Annotated in this window: 17 protein-coding genes; 13 read left to right on the plus strand and 4 right to left on the minus strand. The window is 35.6% G+C overall.

What is annotated here, in order from left to right:
• Positions 1-6: 6 nt before the first annotated feature.
• Complete coding sequence (locus H344_RS0113525) at positions 7-1,593, plus strand: SusD/RagB family nutrient-binding outer membrane lipoprotein (RefSeq protein ID WP_026810809.1); 1,587 nt, start codon at positions 7-9, stop codon at positions 1,591-1,593.
• A 254-nt stretch (positions 1,594-1,847) separates the two neighbouring features.
• Positions 1,848-5,168, plus strand: coding sequence for a VCBS repeat-containing protein (locus H344_RS20310; protein ID WP_034256654.1), 3,321 nt, complete (start codon positions 1,848-1,850; stop codon positions 5,166-5,168).
• Positions 5,169-5,276: 108 nt separating this feature from the next.
• On the opposite strand, the gene H344_RS0113535 is transcribed toward H344_RS20310, so the two are convergent.
• Positions 5,277-6,122 carry a DUF2911 domain-containing protein gene (locus H344_RS0113535; RefSeq protein WP_026810810.1) on the minus strand — a complete coding sequence of 282 codons (846 nt, stop codon included), beginning with the start codon at positions 6,120-6,122 and terminating at the stop codon, positions 5,277-5,279.
• A 210-nt stretch (positions 6,123-6,332) separates the two neighbouring features.
• Between H344_RS0113535 and H344_RS20315 the strand changes: the two genes are divergently transcribed.
• The 9 genes from H344_RS20315 to H344_RS0113575 all read left to right on the plus strand — a co-directional run bounded on the left by H344_RS20315 (position 6,333) and on the right by H344_RS0113575 (position 12,222).
• Positions 6,333-6,830, plus strand: a complete 498-nt coding sequence (locus tag H344_RS20315) for an SRPBCC family protein (protein WP_034256655.1) — start codon at positions 6,333-6,335, stop codon at positions 6,828-6,830.
• Positions 6,831-6,883: 53 nt separating this feature from the next.
• Positions 6,884-7,576 (plus strand): SDR family NAD(P)-dependent oxidoreductase, encoded by a 693-nt coding sequence (locus tag H344_RS0113545; protein WP_026810811.1) that lies wholly within the window; start codon positions 6,884-6,886, stop codon positions 7,574-7,576.
• A gap of 1 nt (position 7,577) precedes the next feature.
• A complete protein-coding gene (locus tag H344_RS0113550; RefSeq protein WP_026810812.1) occupies positions 7,578-8,888 on the plus strand; it encodes a cryptochrome/photolyase family protein in 1,311 nt (436 codons plus the stop codon).
• Positions 8,889-9,426: 538 nt separating this feature from the next.
• Positions 9,427-9,825 carry a DUF3124 domain-containing protein gene (locus tag H344_RS0113555; protein WP_316929563.1) on the plus strand — a complete coding sequence of 133 codons (399 nt, stop codon included), beginning with the start codon at positions 9,427-9,429 and terminating at the stop codon, positions 9,823-9,825.
• A 287-nt stretch (positions 9,826-10,112) separates the two neighbouring features.
• Positions 10,113-10,412 (plus strand): PQ-loop repeat-containing protein, encoded by a 300-nt coding sequence (locus H344_RS0113560; protein ID WP_026810814.1) that lies wholly within the window; start codon positions 10,113-10,115, stop codon positions 10,410-10,412.
• Between the two features lie 20 nt (positions 10,413-10,432).
• Entirely contained in the window at positions 10,433-10,987 is a 555-nt protein-coding gene (locus H344_RS20320) for a lysoplasmalogenase (protein WP_051254324.1), read from the plus strand.
• A 10-nt stretch (positions 10,988-10,997) separates the two neighbouring features.
• The gene (locus H344_RS22435) at positions 10,998-11,105 is read left to right on the plus strand and encodes a lysoplasmalogenase family protein (RefSeq protein ID WP_394330145.1); all 108 of its coding nucleotides are present in this window, start codon (positions 10,998-11,000) and stop codon (positions 11,103-11,105) included.
• The gene (locus H344_RS0113570; protein WP_026810815.1) at positions 11,098-11,508 is read left to right on the plus strand and encodes a GNAT family N-acetyltransferase; all 411 of its coding nucleotides are present in this window, start codon (positions 11,098-11,100) and stop codon (positions 11,506-11,508) included. Before H344_RS22435 ends, H344_RS0113570 begins: the two co-directional genes overlap by 8 nt.
• A 237-nt stretch (positions 11,509-11,745) precedes the next feature.
• Positions 11,746-12,222 (plus strand): GAF domain-containing protein, encoded by a 477-nt coding sequence (locus H344_RS0113575; RefSeq protein ID WP_026810816.1) that lies wholly within the window; start codon positions 11,746-11,748, stop codon positions 12,220-12,222.
• Between the two features lie 163 nt (positions 12,223-12,385).
• On the opposite strand, the gene H344_RS20325 is transcribed toward H344_RS0113575, so the two are convergent.
• Positions 12,386-12,784: a hypothetical protein gene (locus tag H344_RS20325; protein WP_051254325.1), complete on the minus strand. Its 399-nt coding sequence runs from the start codon at positions 12,782-12,784 to the stop codon at positions 12,386-12,388.
• A 290-nt stretch (positions 12,785-13,074) separates the two neighbouring features.
• Here H344_RS20325 and H344_RS0113585 point away from each other — a divergent pair, with 290 nt between their 5' ends.
• Positions 13,075-13,653, plus strand: coding sequence for a PhnA domain-containing protein (locus H344_RS0113585; protein WP_026810817.1), 579 nt, complete (start codon positions 13,075-13,077; stop codon positions 13,651-13,653).
• A 411-nt stretch (positions 13,654-14,064) separates the two neighbouring features.
• Positions 14,065-15,336 carry an MFS transporter gene (locus H344_RS0113590; RefSeq protein WP_026810818.1) on the plus strand — a complete coding sequence of 424 codons (1,272 nt, stop codon included), beginning with the start codon at positions 14,065-14,067 and terminating at the stop codon, positions 15,334-15,336.
• Between the two features lie 137 nt (positions 15,337-15,473).
• Here the strand turns inward: H344_RS0113590 and H344_RS0113595 are convergent, their stop codons facing one another.
• Together H344_RS0113595 and H344_RS0113600 are read right to left on the minus strand one after the other, a co-directional pair.
• Positions 15,474-15,938 carry a GNAT family N-acetyltransferase gene (locus H344_RS0113595; RefSeq protein ID WP_026810819.1) on the minus strand — a complete coding sequence of 155 codons (465 nt, stop codon included), beginning with the start codon at positions 15,936-15,938 and terminating at the stop codon, positions 15,474-15,476.
• Between the two features lie 43 nt (positions 15,939-15,981).
• Positions 15,982-17,292, minus strand: a complete 1,311-nt coding sequence (locus H344_RS0113600; RefSeq protein WP_051254326.1) for a phosphoribosylamine--glycine ligase — start codon at positions 17,290-17,292, stop codon at positions 15,982-15,984.
• Between the last annotated feature and the right edge of the window lie 683 nt (positions 17,293-17,975).

The following is a 17,975-nucleotide window of genomic DNA, read 5'->3' on the forward strand; positions in this document are numbered from 1 at the left end:
TAACAAATGAAAAAGTTAATATATCTAATTACAATGGTATTTGCCTTTAGTGCATGTACCAAGGATTTTGAAGAAACCAACACCAATCCGTATCAACTTTCGGGTGAATCTTTACAGGAAGATTTTAATCATGTTGGGGCCTTTTATCCTTCCATGTTAAGTCAGATTTTTGGTAATCAAATAGACCACAACCTAACAAATGTTACTTTTTCCCAGCATTTGGCTACCCCTACCCCGTTTGTGGGCGGTGTAAACAACACTACATTCTATATTCGTTGGAACGGGTATTGGGCTAGGGAATACGACAATGTAATGGCTCCAGCAGACCAAGTTATAGAAATTGCAAAGGAGGGTGGTTATACGGTTTTTGTAGAATGGGCTAATTTGATAAAAATTATCTCTATGTCTAGAGTTACTACTTATTATGGACCAATAATTTATACCAATTATGGATCAACTGAAAACGCCTTGTACGATGATGAAGAAACGCTCTACACTGCTTTTTTCGCAGATTTAGATAGAATTATCGCAGAGTTCAAAGCAAATACCGATTATGCTGGATTAAAGAATTTTGATGCCAGTTATGATGGTGATGTTAGCAAATGGGCAAGATATGCCAACTCCTTACGATTACAATTGGCAATGCGTATTTCTAAGGTAGCCCCCGCAATGGCAAAAGCAGAAGGAGAAAAAGCCTTGGCAGACTCTGCAGGATTGATTGAAAGCAATGATGATAACTTTAATATTTCACTTTACGGTGCAAAATTTCATCCGGCACAAATTGCATTTGAATGGGGTGATACCCGGATGAGCGCTACTATGGAGTCTATCCTAATTGGTTATAAGGATGCAAGAATTGAAAAGTTCTTTTCACCAGTTGAAGACATGTCATTGGTTAGCGATCATCCAGATTGGCCATATAAAGGAATTCGAAACGGCGCTGAAATAGTAGCTAAGGATGACCGTCTAGGCTTTTCTACACTTAATCCAGATTTTAATGAGCCTGCTAAAGTTACCAAACGTAAAGTTATGAGTGCAGATGAAGTTCACTTTCTAAAAGCAGAAGCTGCCTTGCGCGAATGGGCAGGGTCTGGTGGTGCAGCTATGGCTAAAACTCATTACGAAGCTGGAGTTAGAGCCTCCTTTGCCTTATGGGGTGCCGGTGGTGTAGAAGACTATTTGGCAGATAATACAAGCTTGCCTATAGATTATAATGACCCAGTGGCTCCGGGTACGGTGAACGATTTTACCAACCAAATCACCAATACCGTTGCTTGGGATGAATCAGCAAGTAATGAAGTAAAATTGGAAAAAATTATTACACAAAAATGGATTGCCGCCTATACCAATGAAATGGAAGCATGGGTAGATTATAGAAGAACAGGCTATCCTAAACTTCCTCCAGTTTACCAAAACAGTAGTAATTCCGACTGGGGGGTAGTACCTGAAGGTGAATCAATTAAAAGAATGCCTTTTGTGCAAACCGAGAGAGAAGGAAATGCCGCTGGTGTTGCCGATGCTACTCAGAAACTTGGTGGACCTGATGAAATAAATACTAGACTGTGGTGGGATACAGGTGCACCTAATTTTTAATAATATTATTATCTAATTTTAAAAGACCTGTGGATTAAAACCTACAGGTCTTTTTCATAATAATAACTCTACAAACAGTATTTTTATTACGGAGAAACTGAAGGTTGTAGGTTTAAACCACTTCAAATTATAATACTCACTTAATGTATTGCATTTATAATTTAACCTACAGTTTTAGTTATATTCCTAAGTTTAAGATACCTTTTTTATAAAAGTTTCTATCAATCAATAAACTTTCCATTTAACCAACTCGCATGAAAAATTTAATATTTAGAATCAGCTTACTTTCTTTTATGGCGTTAATTATATCCTGCCAACAAGTTGATGAAAGTAAAATGTTCTCTTTATTATCTAGTAGTAAAACAGGAATTACATTTAAGCCTATTCTAAAAGAAACCGAAGAATTTAATATTCTAACCTATGGGTATATCTACAATGGTGGTGGCGTAGCTATAGGGGATCTTAACAATGATGGCCTTCAGGACATTTACTTCACTGGGAGTATGGTAGGAAGCAGGCTTTATATTAATAAAGGGGATTGGGAATTTGAAGAAATTGCAGAAAAAGCAGGAGTGTTCGCAGAAGGTCTTTGGAATACTGGGGTTACTATGGTAGACATTAATGGGGATGGTTTTATGGATATCTATGTTTGTAGGTCTGCCGCCAAAGATGCTCATAAACGTAAGAATCTATTATTTATCAATAATGGTGATTTAACATTTACAGAAAAGGCATCATCCTACGGAATAGACGATTCGGGTTATTCCACCCAAGGGGCCTTTTTTGATTATGATCGAGACGGAGATTTGGATCTCTATGTGGTAAACCATTCAGTACAGGAATATGCTAGTTTTAGTAAGCTCTCTAATACACTTAAACAGAAGAGAAACCCAGATTACGAAGATCGATTATATAGAAATGATAATGGAAAGTTTGTTGATGTAAGCGAAAAAGCAGGTTTAACCTCTAACGTTTTGGGTTTTGGATTAGGAATTGCTATCTCAGATATAAATAATGATGATTGGCCAGACATTTATATATCTAATGATTTTAATGAACAAGATTACTTGTACATCAACAATCAGGACGGCACATTTACAGAAAGTTTAGAAAAATATATGGGGCATACCTCCCATTTTTCCATGGGATCGGACGTTGCTGATATTAATAATGATGGTTATACTGATATCATGACCCTAGATATGCTACCAGAAGGTAACCATCGATTAAAAATGGTTTCTGGCCCCGACAATTATGATAAAAATAGCTTTTTAATAAATTCCGGATTTTACCATCAAAGTATGCGCAACATGCTACATCTAAATAATAAAGGAAAATCATTCTCCGAAATAGGACAATTTGCCGGAGTTTCTAATACCGATTGGAGTTGGGCTGCCCTTTTTGCAGACCTAGACAATGATGGGTATAAGGATTTATATATCACCAATGGGGTGAAACGAGATTATACCAATATGGATTTTTTAAATTATGCTGTTCAGAAAAAAATTGATGAAAACAAGACTGGGGTAGAGATGGCTATCACGGATTTATTGGAAAATATGCCAGCTACCTTAGAAGAAAATTATTCTTATAAAAACAACGGTAATCTTACTTTTTCAAAAGTAAATGAGAATTGGGGGTTAAACAGAAAATCATTATCTAACGGCGCAGCCTATGCAGATTTGGACAATGATGGCGATTTAGATCTAGTAGTAAATAATATTGACGAACACCCCTTTATTTACCGGAACAACAGTAATATCCATACCAACAACACCACGGTAAAAATCAAATTAAATGGAGAAGGTATGAACACCTTCGGTATTGGCTCCAAAGTTATCGTAAAGACCGAGACCTTGGAGATGATGCAGGAAATGATGCCTACAAGAGGTTTTCAATCATCGATAGATTACAATTTAATATTTGGACTTGGAGAAGCTAACACCATTAAGGAAATAATCGTGAAATGGCCCGATGGGAAAACTGAAATTCTCAACAATATCACACCGGGTAAAACATTAACCTTATTCCAAAAGAACGCGAACAATTATAATACCAATATTCAACATAATTTGGATCCTCTGTTTACTGCAGTTACTAGCGATAGTCTTTTAAAGCACATCCATAAGGAAAACAATTTTAACGATTTTAAGAGAGAACAACTCTTACCTCATAAACTCTCCACACAAGGGCCAAAAATTGGAATAGCTGATGTAAATAATGATGGTTTCGAGGATGTATTTATTGGAGGTGCTAAAGGAAGTGCCGGCCAATTATTTTTACAGACCAATGCGGGAAGGTTTATACCTGCCAATCAAAAAGTATTTGAGAAGGAAAAAAACTCTGAAGATATTGGAGTGTTATTCTTTGATGCTGACAATGATGGTAATATAGACCTTTACGTAGTTAGTGGGGGAAATGAATATGAAAATGATTCCGAAGAACTTCAAGACAAGATATACTTTAATGATGGAAAAGGGAATTTTAAAAGAAATAAGCAGGCTTTACCTGAAATGATAACTAGTGGTTCTGTCGCTAAAACTGTGGATATAGATGGGGACGGAGACCTAGATTTATTCGTTGGAGGTAGGTTAGTACCAGGAAAATATCCTCGCAGTCCTAGAAGTTATATTCTAGAGAATGATGGGAAGGGGGTATTTAAAGATATTACAGCCTCCATAAACCCAAGCTTGGAGTTCCCTGGCATGGTTACCGATGCTTTATGGACAGATTATAATGGAGACGGCAAATCAGACCTAATTATAGTTGGAGAATGGATGGCTATAAGAATTTTTGAGAGTCAAAATGGGAAGCTAATTGAAACAACAGAAATAAATGGTCTTAAAGATTCCAATGGTTGGTGGAACGCTATAATTGAAGGGGATTTTGACAATGACGGAGATTTAGATTATGTAGTAGGTAATTTCGGGCTTAATTCGCAGCTAAAAGCATCCATTGATGAACCCGTCACCCTATATGCTAAAGATTTTGATAACAATGGGTCAATAGATCCAATTTTGTGCTCCTTTGTAGACGGGGAGAACTATCCTGTATTTTCAAAAGACGATCTTGTTGGTCAATTAAATATGTTAAAGACAAAGTATGTGAACTATTCCGATTATGCTTCCGCTAAGATTACTGATATTTTCACCAGGGAAGAGTTGGAAGAAGCAGACCTTTATAAAGCGAATAATTTTGCTAGCAGTTATATGGAGAATCTAGGGGATGGAAATTTTAAATTATCTCCACTTCCTGCAAGCATCCAGTTTGCGCCAATACATGGAATATTGGCAGAAGATTTTAATGCAGATGGTGATTTAGATTTAATTTTAGCTGGTAATTTTTTTGGAACACGTGTAAAATATGGAAGATATGATGCTAACAAGGGAAATGTCCTCGTTGGTGACGGAAGAGGTAACTTTAAACCTCTAAATGTATTAGAGACTGGAATTAATATGAGCGGTGAAGTAAGAAGCATTTCGAAAATCACACTTATTGACGGAAGTGAAATCCTATTATTCTCTAGAAACAATGATTCAACAAAACTTTATAAAATACAATCAAGTTTACCTTAATCTTATGGGAACAAAATTACATCACTTAACTCATCCCCTTCCTTAATTACAGATAAATTAAAAGCCCGCTTTGTTGCGGGCTTTTATAAGTTAAATAATTGGAGGATTTTATTTTGCTCCCCATTCCTTAAGGGAATCTTTATTCATTTTAACATAATCGGCATTCCCAGCCGCTTCTGCACCTGCCAAAGATTTCTTTGCAGCTTCAATCGCTTGTTTTTTATCACCAGCTTTAGCGTAGATAAGAGATTGTTGCCTTAGTTGCCAAAATGCAGGCTTTTCAGTCATAGACATTGCCTTCTCCATCCATTCCTTGGCTTTATTTATGTCCTTGCCAGCATCTAAGTAATATACTGCTGCAGCATAGTAATCCCCAGCTCCAGGACCATTCATTACCTTATCAATATTTTTCATCACAGCTTTATCAGTAGGCACTTCAAACTTAACCCCTACATAGGTGTTTTCCCAAAGAATTCCTATTGTGGCCGAATCGTTAGTAAGATCATCAAAACTAAATGTGAAAGTCTCTATAGGCATAGACATTTTATGTACTTGAGCCTTTACTTTAGCAGCTACCTTACTTTCATCCAAGGTTGCAGGTGCACCGTTACCATCAGCTTCCGTATAAAAGATAACATCCCAGTTAGCAACTCCTGGTTTCGTTAAAATAGCATAAGAACCAGCTTTAAGCTCTTGGTTTCCGACCATTACATTATTACTAAAACTTATTTTAGTCCTTGCATTTGCTCCTGTTCTCCATAATTTATCATAAGGTACCAAATCGCCAAAAATGGTTCTACCTCGCATAGAAGGTCTAGAATAATCCAAGGAAACATCGGTAAGTCCAACTTTTTGTATTAAAGTAGCAGAAGGGCTAGGATGTGGTGTCTCTATCTGTGCCTGTACACTAATAGTAATAGCAAATATCGCTGCTAAAAATATATTATTTCTCATCGTGAAAATTGTTTATTGAATTTATGCTAATTTAACCCTTTTAAGCCACAATTCACAGTACAATCCTCCATATATAATAATGTTGGTATTCTAGCTTTACATAAAAAGCAGATTGACATTTCTCCATCAATATCTTTAATATTTTTTTCTGTTTAATGTTATTTTTAATTAGTTAAACATTATTGTTTTATCTTTACAAAAATAAATTCAATGAGGCTATACCAATTACACTCTAGACAAACCCTCCCTATTACTAAAGAAAGAGCATGGAAATTTTTAATTGATCCTAATAACCTTAAAGTTATAACTCCCAATGCAATGGGGTTTAATATCTTATCGGGAGGCGATGTACCCATGTTCCCTGGTCAGATTATTCAGTATACAGTTTCGCCATTTCCAGGATATACAACTAAGTGGGTAACCGAAATTACCCATATAAGAGAGGGTGAGTATTTTGTAGATGAACAACGTTTTGGACCTTATTCCCTTTGGCATCACAAACATTTTATAACCGAGGTGACTGGAGGTGTAGAAATGGAGGACATTATAGATTACAAGCTCCCATTTGGCTTTTTAGGTCAAATTGTCCATCCAATATTAGTAAAGAGGCAATTACAAAAGATATTCGATTATAGAAGAGAAAAACTAAACACCCTATTTGGAGAATGTCAGAACAATACGCCCTTTTTGGAGTTCAAATCTTTTTAAACTTTTGAGTTTGCGAAATACCGATTACAGTTTAACATCTAAAAACAGATAAAATGAAAAAAAATATTTTAATTATAGGTGGTTCTTACGGGATCGGTTTTTTCATAGCGCAAAGTCTCCAAAAAGATTTTAATATCTATATCGCCTCTAGAACCAAAGGAGGACTGGACGATTTAAATACTACCTATATTCAATTTGATGCCGCTAAGGACAACCTTAACCTAAGTCTTTTACCCGAACAAATACATGGGTTTGCATATATGCCCGGAAGCATTGACCTAAAGCCATTCAAAAGAATGGAATTGGAAACTTTTAAATCAGATATGGAAATCAATTTCTTTTATATGGTAAAAGTAGTAAAGGATATTATGCCGAGAATGGCTGATAATTCTAGTATGATATTCTTTAGTAGTGTGGCTGCAGGCAGCGGAATGCCTTTTCACACGAGTATTGCAGCATCTAAAGGCGCTATTGAAGGTTTCGCTAGATCGATGGCCGCAGAATACGCTCCCAAAATTCGAATTAATGTGATTGCCCCCTCTTTAGTGGATACTCCCTTAGCCTCCAAACTATTGAACAATGACAAAAAGCAAGAAAATATGGCTAACAGACATCCCCTCAAAAGAATTGGTAATGCACAGGATATTGGGAACACCGCACTCTTTCTATTGAGTGATAAAAGTTCTTGGATAACAGGACAAGTAATTGCAGTGGACGGCGGGATATCAACATTAAAGACAAATTAAAATGAGGGATAAAATAACGATATTCTGGTTTAGAAGGGATTTGAGATTCGAAGACAACATAGGACTATATGCTGCTTTAAAAGACTCCCAACCTGTGTTGCCCCTCTTTATTTTTGATGAGGAAATCCTGGATAACTTACCCAATAATGATCCTAGGGTTACTTTTATCTATAACCGAATACAGCAAATGCGTTCTCAACTTACACAGGAGTATAATTCGTCCTTGGCAATCTATTATGGCAAACCCAAAGAGATATTCCAGCAACTAATACAAGATTATAATGTGCATCAAGTTATAACCAATCGGGATTACGAACCCTATGCCATACATAGAGATAAAGAAATAGGTGAATATTTGAAAAGTAAAAATGTGGCTTTCAACACCTATAAAGACCAAGTGATTTTTGAGAAGAGCGAGATTGTAAAATCTGATGGAGATCCCTATTTGGTGTTCACACCATATAAAAACAAATGGCAGGCACAGTTTAAAGTCAAAGAGAACTTATATGAAAGTAGCTCGGAGAAGTATTTAAACAATCTTGTGACAGACCATAACCTTCCCAATATTTCGCTTTCCGATATTGGTTTTACCGCTTCAAATATTGAAGTGCCAGATTACACGCTAGACAAAGATCTGATTCAGAACTATGAAAAAACTAGGAATTACCCCTACATTAAGCACGGAACGTCTAGACTAGGACCACATTTACGTTTTGGAACCGTGTCTATACGAAGAGTTATGAAAAAAGCAATTGCAGAGAAAAACCATGTTTTTTGGAGCGAATTAATATGGAGAGAATTCTTTATGCAAATACTCTATCACTTTCCCCATACAGTGAAAGATTCCTTTAAGCCTAAATACGACCGAATTGAATGGCGTAATAATGAAAAGGAATTTGAAAAATGGAAGAAGGGTGAAACGGGCTACGAATTGGTAGATGCTGGAATGCGCGAATTAAATGCTACAGGATTTATGCACAATCGCGTGCGTATGTTAGTAGCTAGTTTTCTTTGTAAACACCTCCTTATTGATTGGCGTTGGGGAGAAGCCTATTTTGCAGAAAAGTTGTTGGACTATGAAATGAGTTCCAATATTGGAAATTGGCAATGGGCCGCAGGAAGTGGAGTTGATGCAGCGCCTTACTTTAGAATCTTTAATCCAATTACCCAAGCAGATAAATTTGACAAAGAGAGAAAGTATATTAATAAATGGAATCCTGACATAGGAAAACCCACCTATCCAGATAAAATGGTGAACCATAAGGAAGCTCGTGAACGTTGTTTAAAAGTATACAAGGAAGCCTTGAGGTAATTTTATTTCCAATATGATAATGTCATTTATAGACTAAATTACCTTTTCACCTTTATCAATTAACCTTAGTCCGATTAAAATCAATTCTATACAATACCAATACGAAACAACCTCTACACATTATGCAATTAACAATTGGAAAGTATGAGTTTTGGTAGGGTAGCGATTAATTGATTATATTTAGTAATGATTTTTTCACAAGATTTAAGCGAAATCAAAATCGAAAATAAGAAGTATAGTTTGAAGTGGTGATATAGCGAATGAGATTAAAAAACTTTTTATTACCGGGTAATAGTTAAAACTTAACCTTTAATCTATCTTCCAAAATATTACATGGATAAAACTGGAGCAAGCAAACATCTGAAAATTAAAAATTTTCTACTGTAGCCACATCAATACGTGAACAAACAAAGTTGAAAACAACATTATGGGAAGAAGATTATGTCTGCTACTAATTTCACTTATATTTTGTCTAGGTTGTAACGACGAACAAAAAATTAGTCATTTAGACCCAATTAACTGGAATAAAAGGTACACTGTGCTACCCAAAAATGATACCCTGATAAAGGGCAGCTCCTATCTTTCCATATATTCTTCTATCTACGACGGCACAGAAAAAGCTTTACATCATTTAACTGCTACCGCAAGTATGCGCAATGTAAGTATTTCCGATTCTATTTATATTATGAAGGCATCTTACTATGATACCGAAGGAAACCTTATTCGCACCTATTTTGACAAGCCTATTTTCCTAAAACCACTTGAGACTATAGAAATTGTAATTGATCAAGACGATAAGTTTGGTGGTACGGGAGCTAATTTCATTTTCGAGTGGGCCGTAAAATCAGATCTCCACGAGCCTATATTTGAGGCGGTGATGATTTCTACAACAGGGCAACAGGGAATTTCATTTACTACTCGGGGAGTAAAATTATAGCGCTAGATTTCTTTACCAAACCACCAAAATGTCAATATTCAGTAAAAATGACCTTGAAAGTGGCATCAAATTATATTAAGCACTAGCTATTATCAAAGAACGCGCCATTAGGCATTATATGATTAATTACAGCATAAACTAAACATTTAAATATTTATATTTATACCAGTAAACTCTAAGTTTAGAGGAGGAAAGTTTTTCTATTATAGTTGAAGAAGACCTTCACTAACATAATTAATTATTACTCAAATTTGGTCTTTAAAAGCTATATCTAAATACACTGTGGCATGAATTTTATCAATAGTATTCCTGAACATATTTTTGAAAGTATTGGCATCGCCGCAGGGCTAAGCGCCTGTTTGGTAATTGCAATACAGGTTTATAAAGAATATAAGTTTAAAGGACCTAGTAGTCTTTCTAACGGGTTTATTTTCGGGTGGGTTATAATTTACTTATTCTGGTGTTTTTACGGGATTAGGTTTAATGCCATAGCGCTGTGGTTAACTAACGCCATTGCTGTTTTATTACAGTTAACACTCTGTTTTATTGTAATTAAGAAACGAAAGGCTTACCAGTCCAATCCATAAAAAACCATCCAAACCTACTTATGAACTATAAATCCATTCCCTTTTTTCTCGCCTATATTTTTATTGTCTTTCTAGATCTTCTCTTCGGCTATTTGGGGTTTCAAGAATTCAGAATGCTTACCAAGCCTTTGATAGTTATTTCTTTGATAATTTACTTTGGATATAAAGGTAAGCAACTACCTAAAAAGGTATTTCAATATACCACCATGGCCTTATGTTTTTCATTAGTCGGTGATATTATGTTACTTTATGAGGATAGATCTCCAATCTTTTTTATGCTAGGATTGTCCGCATTTCTTTTAGCTCATATAAGCTATAGTATCGTTTTTATTAGTCAGCGTAATTTAAAATTCACCAAAGAATACTGGATTATGGTTACTGCTCTTGTAAGCTTTGGCGTTGCCTTATTTTTAATGGTTATGAAAAACCTAGGAGATTTTATGATTCCAGTAATCATTTATATTATGGTAATTTTGGTTATGGCTATTACATCTTCTAACCGAATGGGAATGGTGAGCAGGAAAAGTTTTGTTTTAGTACTGATAGGGGCTTTGTTTTTTTATTCTTTCAGATAGTATACTAGCAATCAATAAGTTTAATTTTCCTGTCCCTCTGTCACATTTCTGGATAATGGGTACCTACGCCATTTCACAATATTTGATAGTCAATGGTTTATTGGTCAGTAATGAATAAGACTATAAGGCAAATAACCGCTGCGGAGACTTATGAACTAAGGCATCAAGTAATGTGGCCAAATAAGCCTATTTCATTTATAATGCTTCCCAATGATGCTGAAGGGGTTCATTTTGGATTTTTCATAAATGAAGTTTTAGTTTCAGTAGTGTCTCTCTTTATTGAAAATAGTAAAGCACAGTTCCGAAAATTTGCCACCCTAGAGAAAGAACAGGGCAAGGGATATGGAACCCTACTCCTCTCTCACCTTATTCTATTTGCATCGCAAAATAATCTATCTGAAATATGGTGTAATGCCCGTACCAATAAACAAGAGTTCTATATAAAATTTGGATTTTCACCAACCAACAACCTATTTAGTAAAGCAGGTATAGACTATATAGTAATGCGGAAAATTTTATAGACTCCTCTCGAAGCTTAACATCAACTATTATAACTCTATTTTGCCCTAATTAGCAAAAAGTTAAAAAATCATTTCTGAAATTTTCCCTACATCAATTCTCCATTAAATTATATTAATATAGAGGTGATTAGATTGTTTTAAGAACAACTTAAAGTTAAAGGACCAACAAGCAATTTACTTATTGGTAGTATTAGATTGAATTTAGTAAATTTGGTTATTGACTTATTTTAAGAAAACATGAAACAACAAAGCGCGTTACCCAATACCATTATTACCCCCCTCCTATCGGCAAATCCTATTGATTGGCAGGAAGTGTTATCTACAATTATTGTCAATTATGATTGTAGCACAGGGACCATCCATTTTCTAGATAAAAGCTCCTCCCTACTCCACCTTAAAGTAGAGCAAGGCATTCCGCCCTTCTTAATACCTAAACTTTCGGAGATACCCATTGGAAAAGGAATGGCAGGTATCGCTGCCGAGCGTCGTAAGCCAGTAGAAATGTGCAATCTTCAAACCGATGATTCTGGGGTAGCACGTCCTGCTGCTAAAGAAACAAAGGTTGAAGGATCAATAGCCCTACCACTATTAAAAGATAATGTGTTATTTGGTACACTTGGAATTGCAAAACCTGTCCCCTACGATTTTACAGAAGAAGAAATTAATTCCCTTATGACTATTGGAGAGGAAATATGTGATTATATAAAAGGATAACAAGAAAAAATAACTATTCGTCACCACTACACTAAGAATTTAACACACCTAGAATCACCTAAAATTAAAGCTGGTAATAGCCTAAAGTATAAACTTGTAAAAGAATAGACTTTGGTGCTGGATTTGTTTGTGTAAGGAAAATATGGGATCATTAGGAATCCCCCTAAAAATCCCATATTATTTCCTTTATTCCATCTCTATCCGATTCGGACTTTTGCAACATTCCCTTTTCCTTAAACAATCTATAGATCATTCTTTTTTCTTCCAGATTAAAAGAGCGAGCAGCAAACCAATCATTTGCAGCTATTTTCTCATTCTCCTCCTCTGCTTTCTGTAATATTTCATCAGTTGTTATATACCAATAAACCCACCTGTTGTTAGCCTGAGCATAACAGACCTCATCATTTAAAGCCGAGTTGGTTTCAATATTCCTTAATCTCTCCCCATTTTCTAAAATAGCCAATGTTTTGGTTACTCTTACCACCTTAGAAAAGGTATACCGCATAAAATCACTGAACCCATTCTGGCTAACATTATATAGTCTATCTCCTACTTTTAACATTTCCAATATTTAATTCAGCGACCAAAAATACTTTTCTAAAACTATTTTAAGCTCCTTAAAAATCGGAACTTATAAACATTAGGGTAATTAAGTGATATTCAAAATAAGTGATTTGATTTTACCATTTTCAGTAACCTGTGAAAGGATTAAGAATAATCAATTGACAATCAACCATTACCCTTTAACCTTAAAGTTGAAATATCCATAAACACTCCAAGACTCTATTTTTTAGGCATATATAAGGACCATTAATACAATTCGTGTAATTTTGTATGCTAAAACTTATTGCAATGAATATCGAGCGAGAATTGGAAAAAAGGAGCAATCACAAATGTGAGCTTTGCACCAGCACAGAGAATCTGGAAGTATTGGAAGTTCAGCCTTCAAAAAACAATGGCTTAGATGGGAGTCTTTTAGTATGTTCCGTTTGTAAAGAACAAATTGAAAATCCTGATAAAACGGATCCAAATCATTGGAGATGTTTAAACGATAGTATGTGGAGCGAACACAGTCCGGTAAAAGTTATTGCATGGAGGATGTTGAGTAGGTTGAGAGAGGAAGGATGGCCGCAAGACCTGTTGGATATGATGTACTTAGAAGAAGAGGAATTAGAATGGGCCAAAGCCACTGGAGAAGGAGCTCCAGCCGAAAATCAAATTATACATCGCGATAGCAACGGCGTAATAATTGAAGCCGGAGATAACGTGGTCCTCATAAAAGATTTACCTGTAAAAGGATCTAGCATGGTGGCAAAGCGAGGGACCGCTGTAAGACGTGTCTCCTTAGACCGCGATAATGCTGAATTTATAGAAGGAAGAGTAGACGGACAGCAAATCGTTATTCTAACCAAGTATGTAAAGAAAATATAACGGTATACAGTTTCTAGACAGTTTTTGTTTACTGTTTCCTAGTATCCCCAGAAAGTACCGCCTATAACTAACATATATAAGTCTATTTTATAGAACGTAGAACCTGCATCCTTAAGACTATTTAAATGAGTAATAACCCGGAGAATTCGTACAATTAGTTGATCTCCTATTCTTGAGGATGCGTTTCTTTTTGATTTTAATGAAATTCAGGTGAGATTCTTATTCTTTAAGCTAACCATAACATAATAAGTAACCTCTTTTAAAGATTACAGTAAGAATTATTAGATATTAGTATTTTATCACGCTATCTGAACGCTTTACATTCTTATCCAATGGCTCCTATATGGCCCGCTTAACAAAAGAAGGTACAATAGATGGGAGATATAAATAAAACATAGATAATAGAAGACTATGGCAAAAAACGATGCTTATGCTGCATTGAGATATAGGGAGTTCAATATTTTCCTGTTAGTACGGTTTGCTATGGTTTTCGCTTGGTCCATGCAATTTATCGTCATTGAGTGGGAAGTATATTCATTGACCAAAAACCCATTATCCCTAGGGATAATAGGTTTAATGGAAGTGATCCCAGCAGTATCTATGGCTCTTTTTGCAGGTCATATTGTAGATCAAAAAGAAAAGAAAGGATTACTTTTAAAATGTATCTTGGGATTTTCTGTAATTAGTTTGGGGCTGTTTTTACTAACATGGCCTGAAATAGTTGGCACCTGGTCTCAGAATAAAATCTTATACTCCATCTATTTCTTAGTTTTTCTAGGAGGAATTGTAAGGGCTTTTTTAGGTCCCACTATTTTCTCTCTCTTTGCATTAATTGTTCCAAAGAAAGTGTATCCCAACGCCGCTACATGGAGTAGTTCGGTATGGCAAATGGGCGCGGTACTTGGACCTGCCCTAGCAGGATTCAGTATTCATTGGATTGGAGTACATTGGTCCATGTGCCTTATTTTTTTCTTTTCCTTAATGGCAATGATTACGCTTACACAAATAAAGAAAAAGCCTATTCTTAATCCAAAAATTGGGGAACCAGTGCTCCAAAGTCTTAAAGAAGGAGTGAAATTTGTATTTGGAACAAAGGTTATTCTTGGAGCTTTAAGCTTAGATATGATAGCAGTGCTCTTTGGCGGTGCCGTGGCCCTACTCCCCATCTATGCACAGGATATATTAAAAGTAGGTCCAGAAGGCTTCGGTATTTTAAGAGCAGCTCCCGCCGTGGGCGCTCTATTAATTATGTTTACCTCTGCCCATTTCCCCTTAAATAAAAATGCGGGAATAAAATTATTAGGAGCTATTTTTGGGTTTGGAATCTGTATTATAATCTTTGGTATTTCCACCTGGTTTTGGGTCTCCGTAATAGCCCTATTTTTAAGTGGAGCAACAGATGGAATTTCTATGGTAATACGGCAAACCATCCTTCAATTAAGAACTCCAGATCATATGCGAGGTCGTGTCGCCTCTGTAAACTCTATGTTTGTTGGCTCTTCTAATGAACTAGGAGCTTTTGAAAGCGGACTTACCGCCAAACTCATGGGAACTGTTACTTCGGTGGTGTTTGGAGGTTGCATGACTCTGGCAACTGTATTATTTACTGGTGCCGTATCCCCCACATTTAGGAAATTAGACTTGCGTAAAGATTTGGAAGATCATGAAAAAAGTGATCAGTAAGTAAACTAACACGAGGCAAGCACGCCAGAATGGTACTAGCAAGCACGCCTCGAAGTATTCAAATCTCGATTATCGAGTAAATCTAAGCGTACAGAAACCTTGTTTGAGTTTTTTATGGTATTAGCTTTTTTAAGGTCTTAAGATATCGGCTTAACGGGGTCATATATAAAAATCCATTCAGGGTTTTCCCTATCAGTGCTTTCTGTTAAACAGATAAATCCATTCTTTAAGTAAAAGGTTTTCAATGCTTCCTCCTCAATGGTTAGCCAATACCCCTGATCAGGGAATTGAGTCTTTAGAGCATCCAACCAACGAGAACCTAAAGCTTCGTTTCTACGTTCGGGATGTACAAACAAAAATCCTATATAATGAAAACCCTTAGCTATGAACTCCTCTCCTATTTCAATTTCAAAATTGGTTCTATTTGGTGGTATTGTTCTAAAGACAATTCCTCCCACAACAATGTCCTTCCCATCCTTTAACACATAAATACTAGACACATATTTATATTTGTCCCAAACCGGACAAATAACTTCTTGCCAATCATGAGGTAACATTTTAAAAAAGTCATCATAATTATACTTTAATTCCAAAAGTGCCATAAATGCAGAATTAAATTAGAGACTTATTAATGATCCATAAAAACTACAACAAGCCCCAGGACCATAATCGATCAAAATCATCGGACCACCGATCTCCTATGTCCGTACGATAATAAACATTATTAATTATAATATTACTTATTCTATTCATCATCATCCGCTGTGCATCCTTCATCGTAAGTCCAGTCCCAGTCACCATTAAGGCAATTCCTGTATTCCCTGTAATTAACCATTCATCATTTATTTTTTTAAGGTGCATAGGATGAATGCCTTCCTTCAACTCCTTTTTAAATACAATTACAGAGTCTTTGGAAAACAGCTCAAAAGACTTTTTATCCTCATAAGGAAAGGGAGGAACCACCATATAGGCACCTACTTGAAAGCCCTTTCTCACATTAATTTTAAATCGCTCCCCCACTGCCAATTTGTAAAACATATTACCAATGGGTTCCATAATTCCTGCACGTTGTATAAATATTTGGGGATATCCAAACCTAGAAGTGAATTCTAAAGGATATATGCCATTCCCATTTACAATACAGTTGATATCCAACTGTCCCACAAAACCATCTATTGCCAAGGACTTTTCAAACTTTTTTAAAGTGGCATCAAAAATAGGTGAGTCTTTGGTCCAAAACATACTAGAACCCATTTCTCCAGTGGAGACCCCCAACTCCTTAGGGAATAATTTTTTATGTTCAAAAGTGACATTTATGGGGTAGATAAATTCTTTTCCATTAAAATAGGCAGAGACAGAAACCTCTACTCCCTTTACCTTCCGTTGCAATTGAAAGTTGCCAAAATCGTTACCCCAAGATTTTTCATAGGCTTTTAATACACGGATAACATCTAATCCTTCATCATCGCTACCTACAAAAAGCAATTGCTTGTATTCCTGAGTTTCACCTGAAGGCTTTATAACATATGAATTTGGGTTGCTTTTCACATAATCGATGGCATCTTGAAAATTGAAGAACTCTTTGGAAGGCAGAATCTTTATACCATGCTTCTTTAATTCATCCTGACCAAAATTACGATCCAACTCCAACATATCGGAATACTCTGTGCCACCCACCACCAATTTTCCTTGTGCTCTTAAATCAGTGCATTCTTTTCCATAGCCGGTATAGTCAAAGATTAGTACATCTGCCCAATCTACATGACTTTTCCAATCCTTAACTTTCTTTAAAAAGCCATAGCCTATTTCCCGGGAAGGCTTGTCCTCAATATACATTTTTACATTGTTACCCTCGTTTAATATGGCCAATGCAATATCAAGAGTTTCTCCCCACCGAGAGATAAATAAAAAATTACGTTTAATTTCGGCACTGTTTTTTTGATGTTTTTTTTTCAAGATTATAGCTGTTATTTTTTAAGATTAAGATGATGATGAAAGGTTAATTTAACCTCAGTGACCAATAAGAAATATCCATAACAACATTGTTAAAAATACCTCCGTTACAATTTCGTTAATAAAATATTGATTTGGGATAAGGCTTATACTTCTGGCAGTCCATGTCTGTATAGTAGAAGTGAAATAGACTTCTTGCCCTAGTTTAATTGTTGGCTTCAATAGCGTAAACCCATAGCCGATTGTATAATATTCAAACAAAGATATAGGAAAAAATAATATCAATTATAAAAATATTCTATAACAGAAATAATTATTATTCAATATTATTTTAAGGTGAAAATAACCATCTAAAAAAGCGTATTAATCAATTACTTACCTATTTAGCATACCCCGATCGATATAACTTAATTAGGTAAATTCATCTGCAATTAAAGCCTTTAAACTACAGGGAATCCAATTATAAATAAACCTTCTTCCCTTAACTGAATTTTAGCGGCAGAAAGTTTAATAGAAGACGTCTAAATTCTTAGAAGGTAGTCTTAATTAATGCATAAGTTTATTAAATTAAAAGCGCTTAAAATGGTCCATATTAGTAAATAATCCCCGGGGCAAGCCCACGGGGCATTATTTTATTTTTCAAAACAATCTCATTTGACCATCCTTATGTAAGACTTCATATTCCT

The sequence above is a fragment of the Arenibacter latericius DSM 15913 genome (genome assembly GCF_000424985.1).
Taxonomy (GTDB): Bacteria; Bacteroidota; Bacteroidia; order Flavobacteriales; family Flavobacteriaceae; genus Arenibacter; species Arenibacter latericius.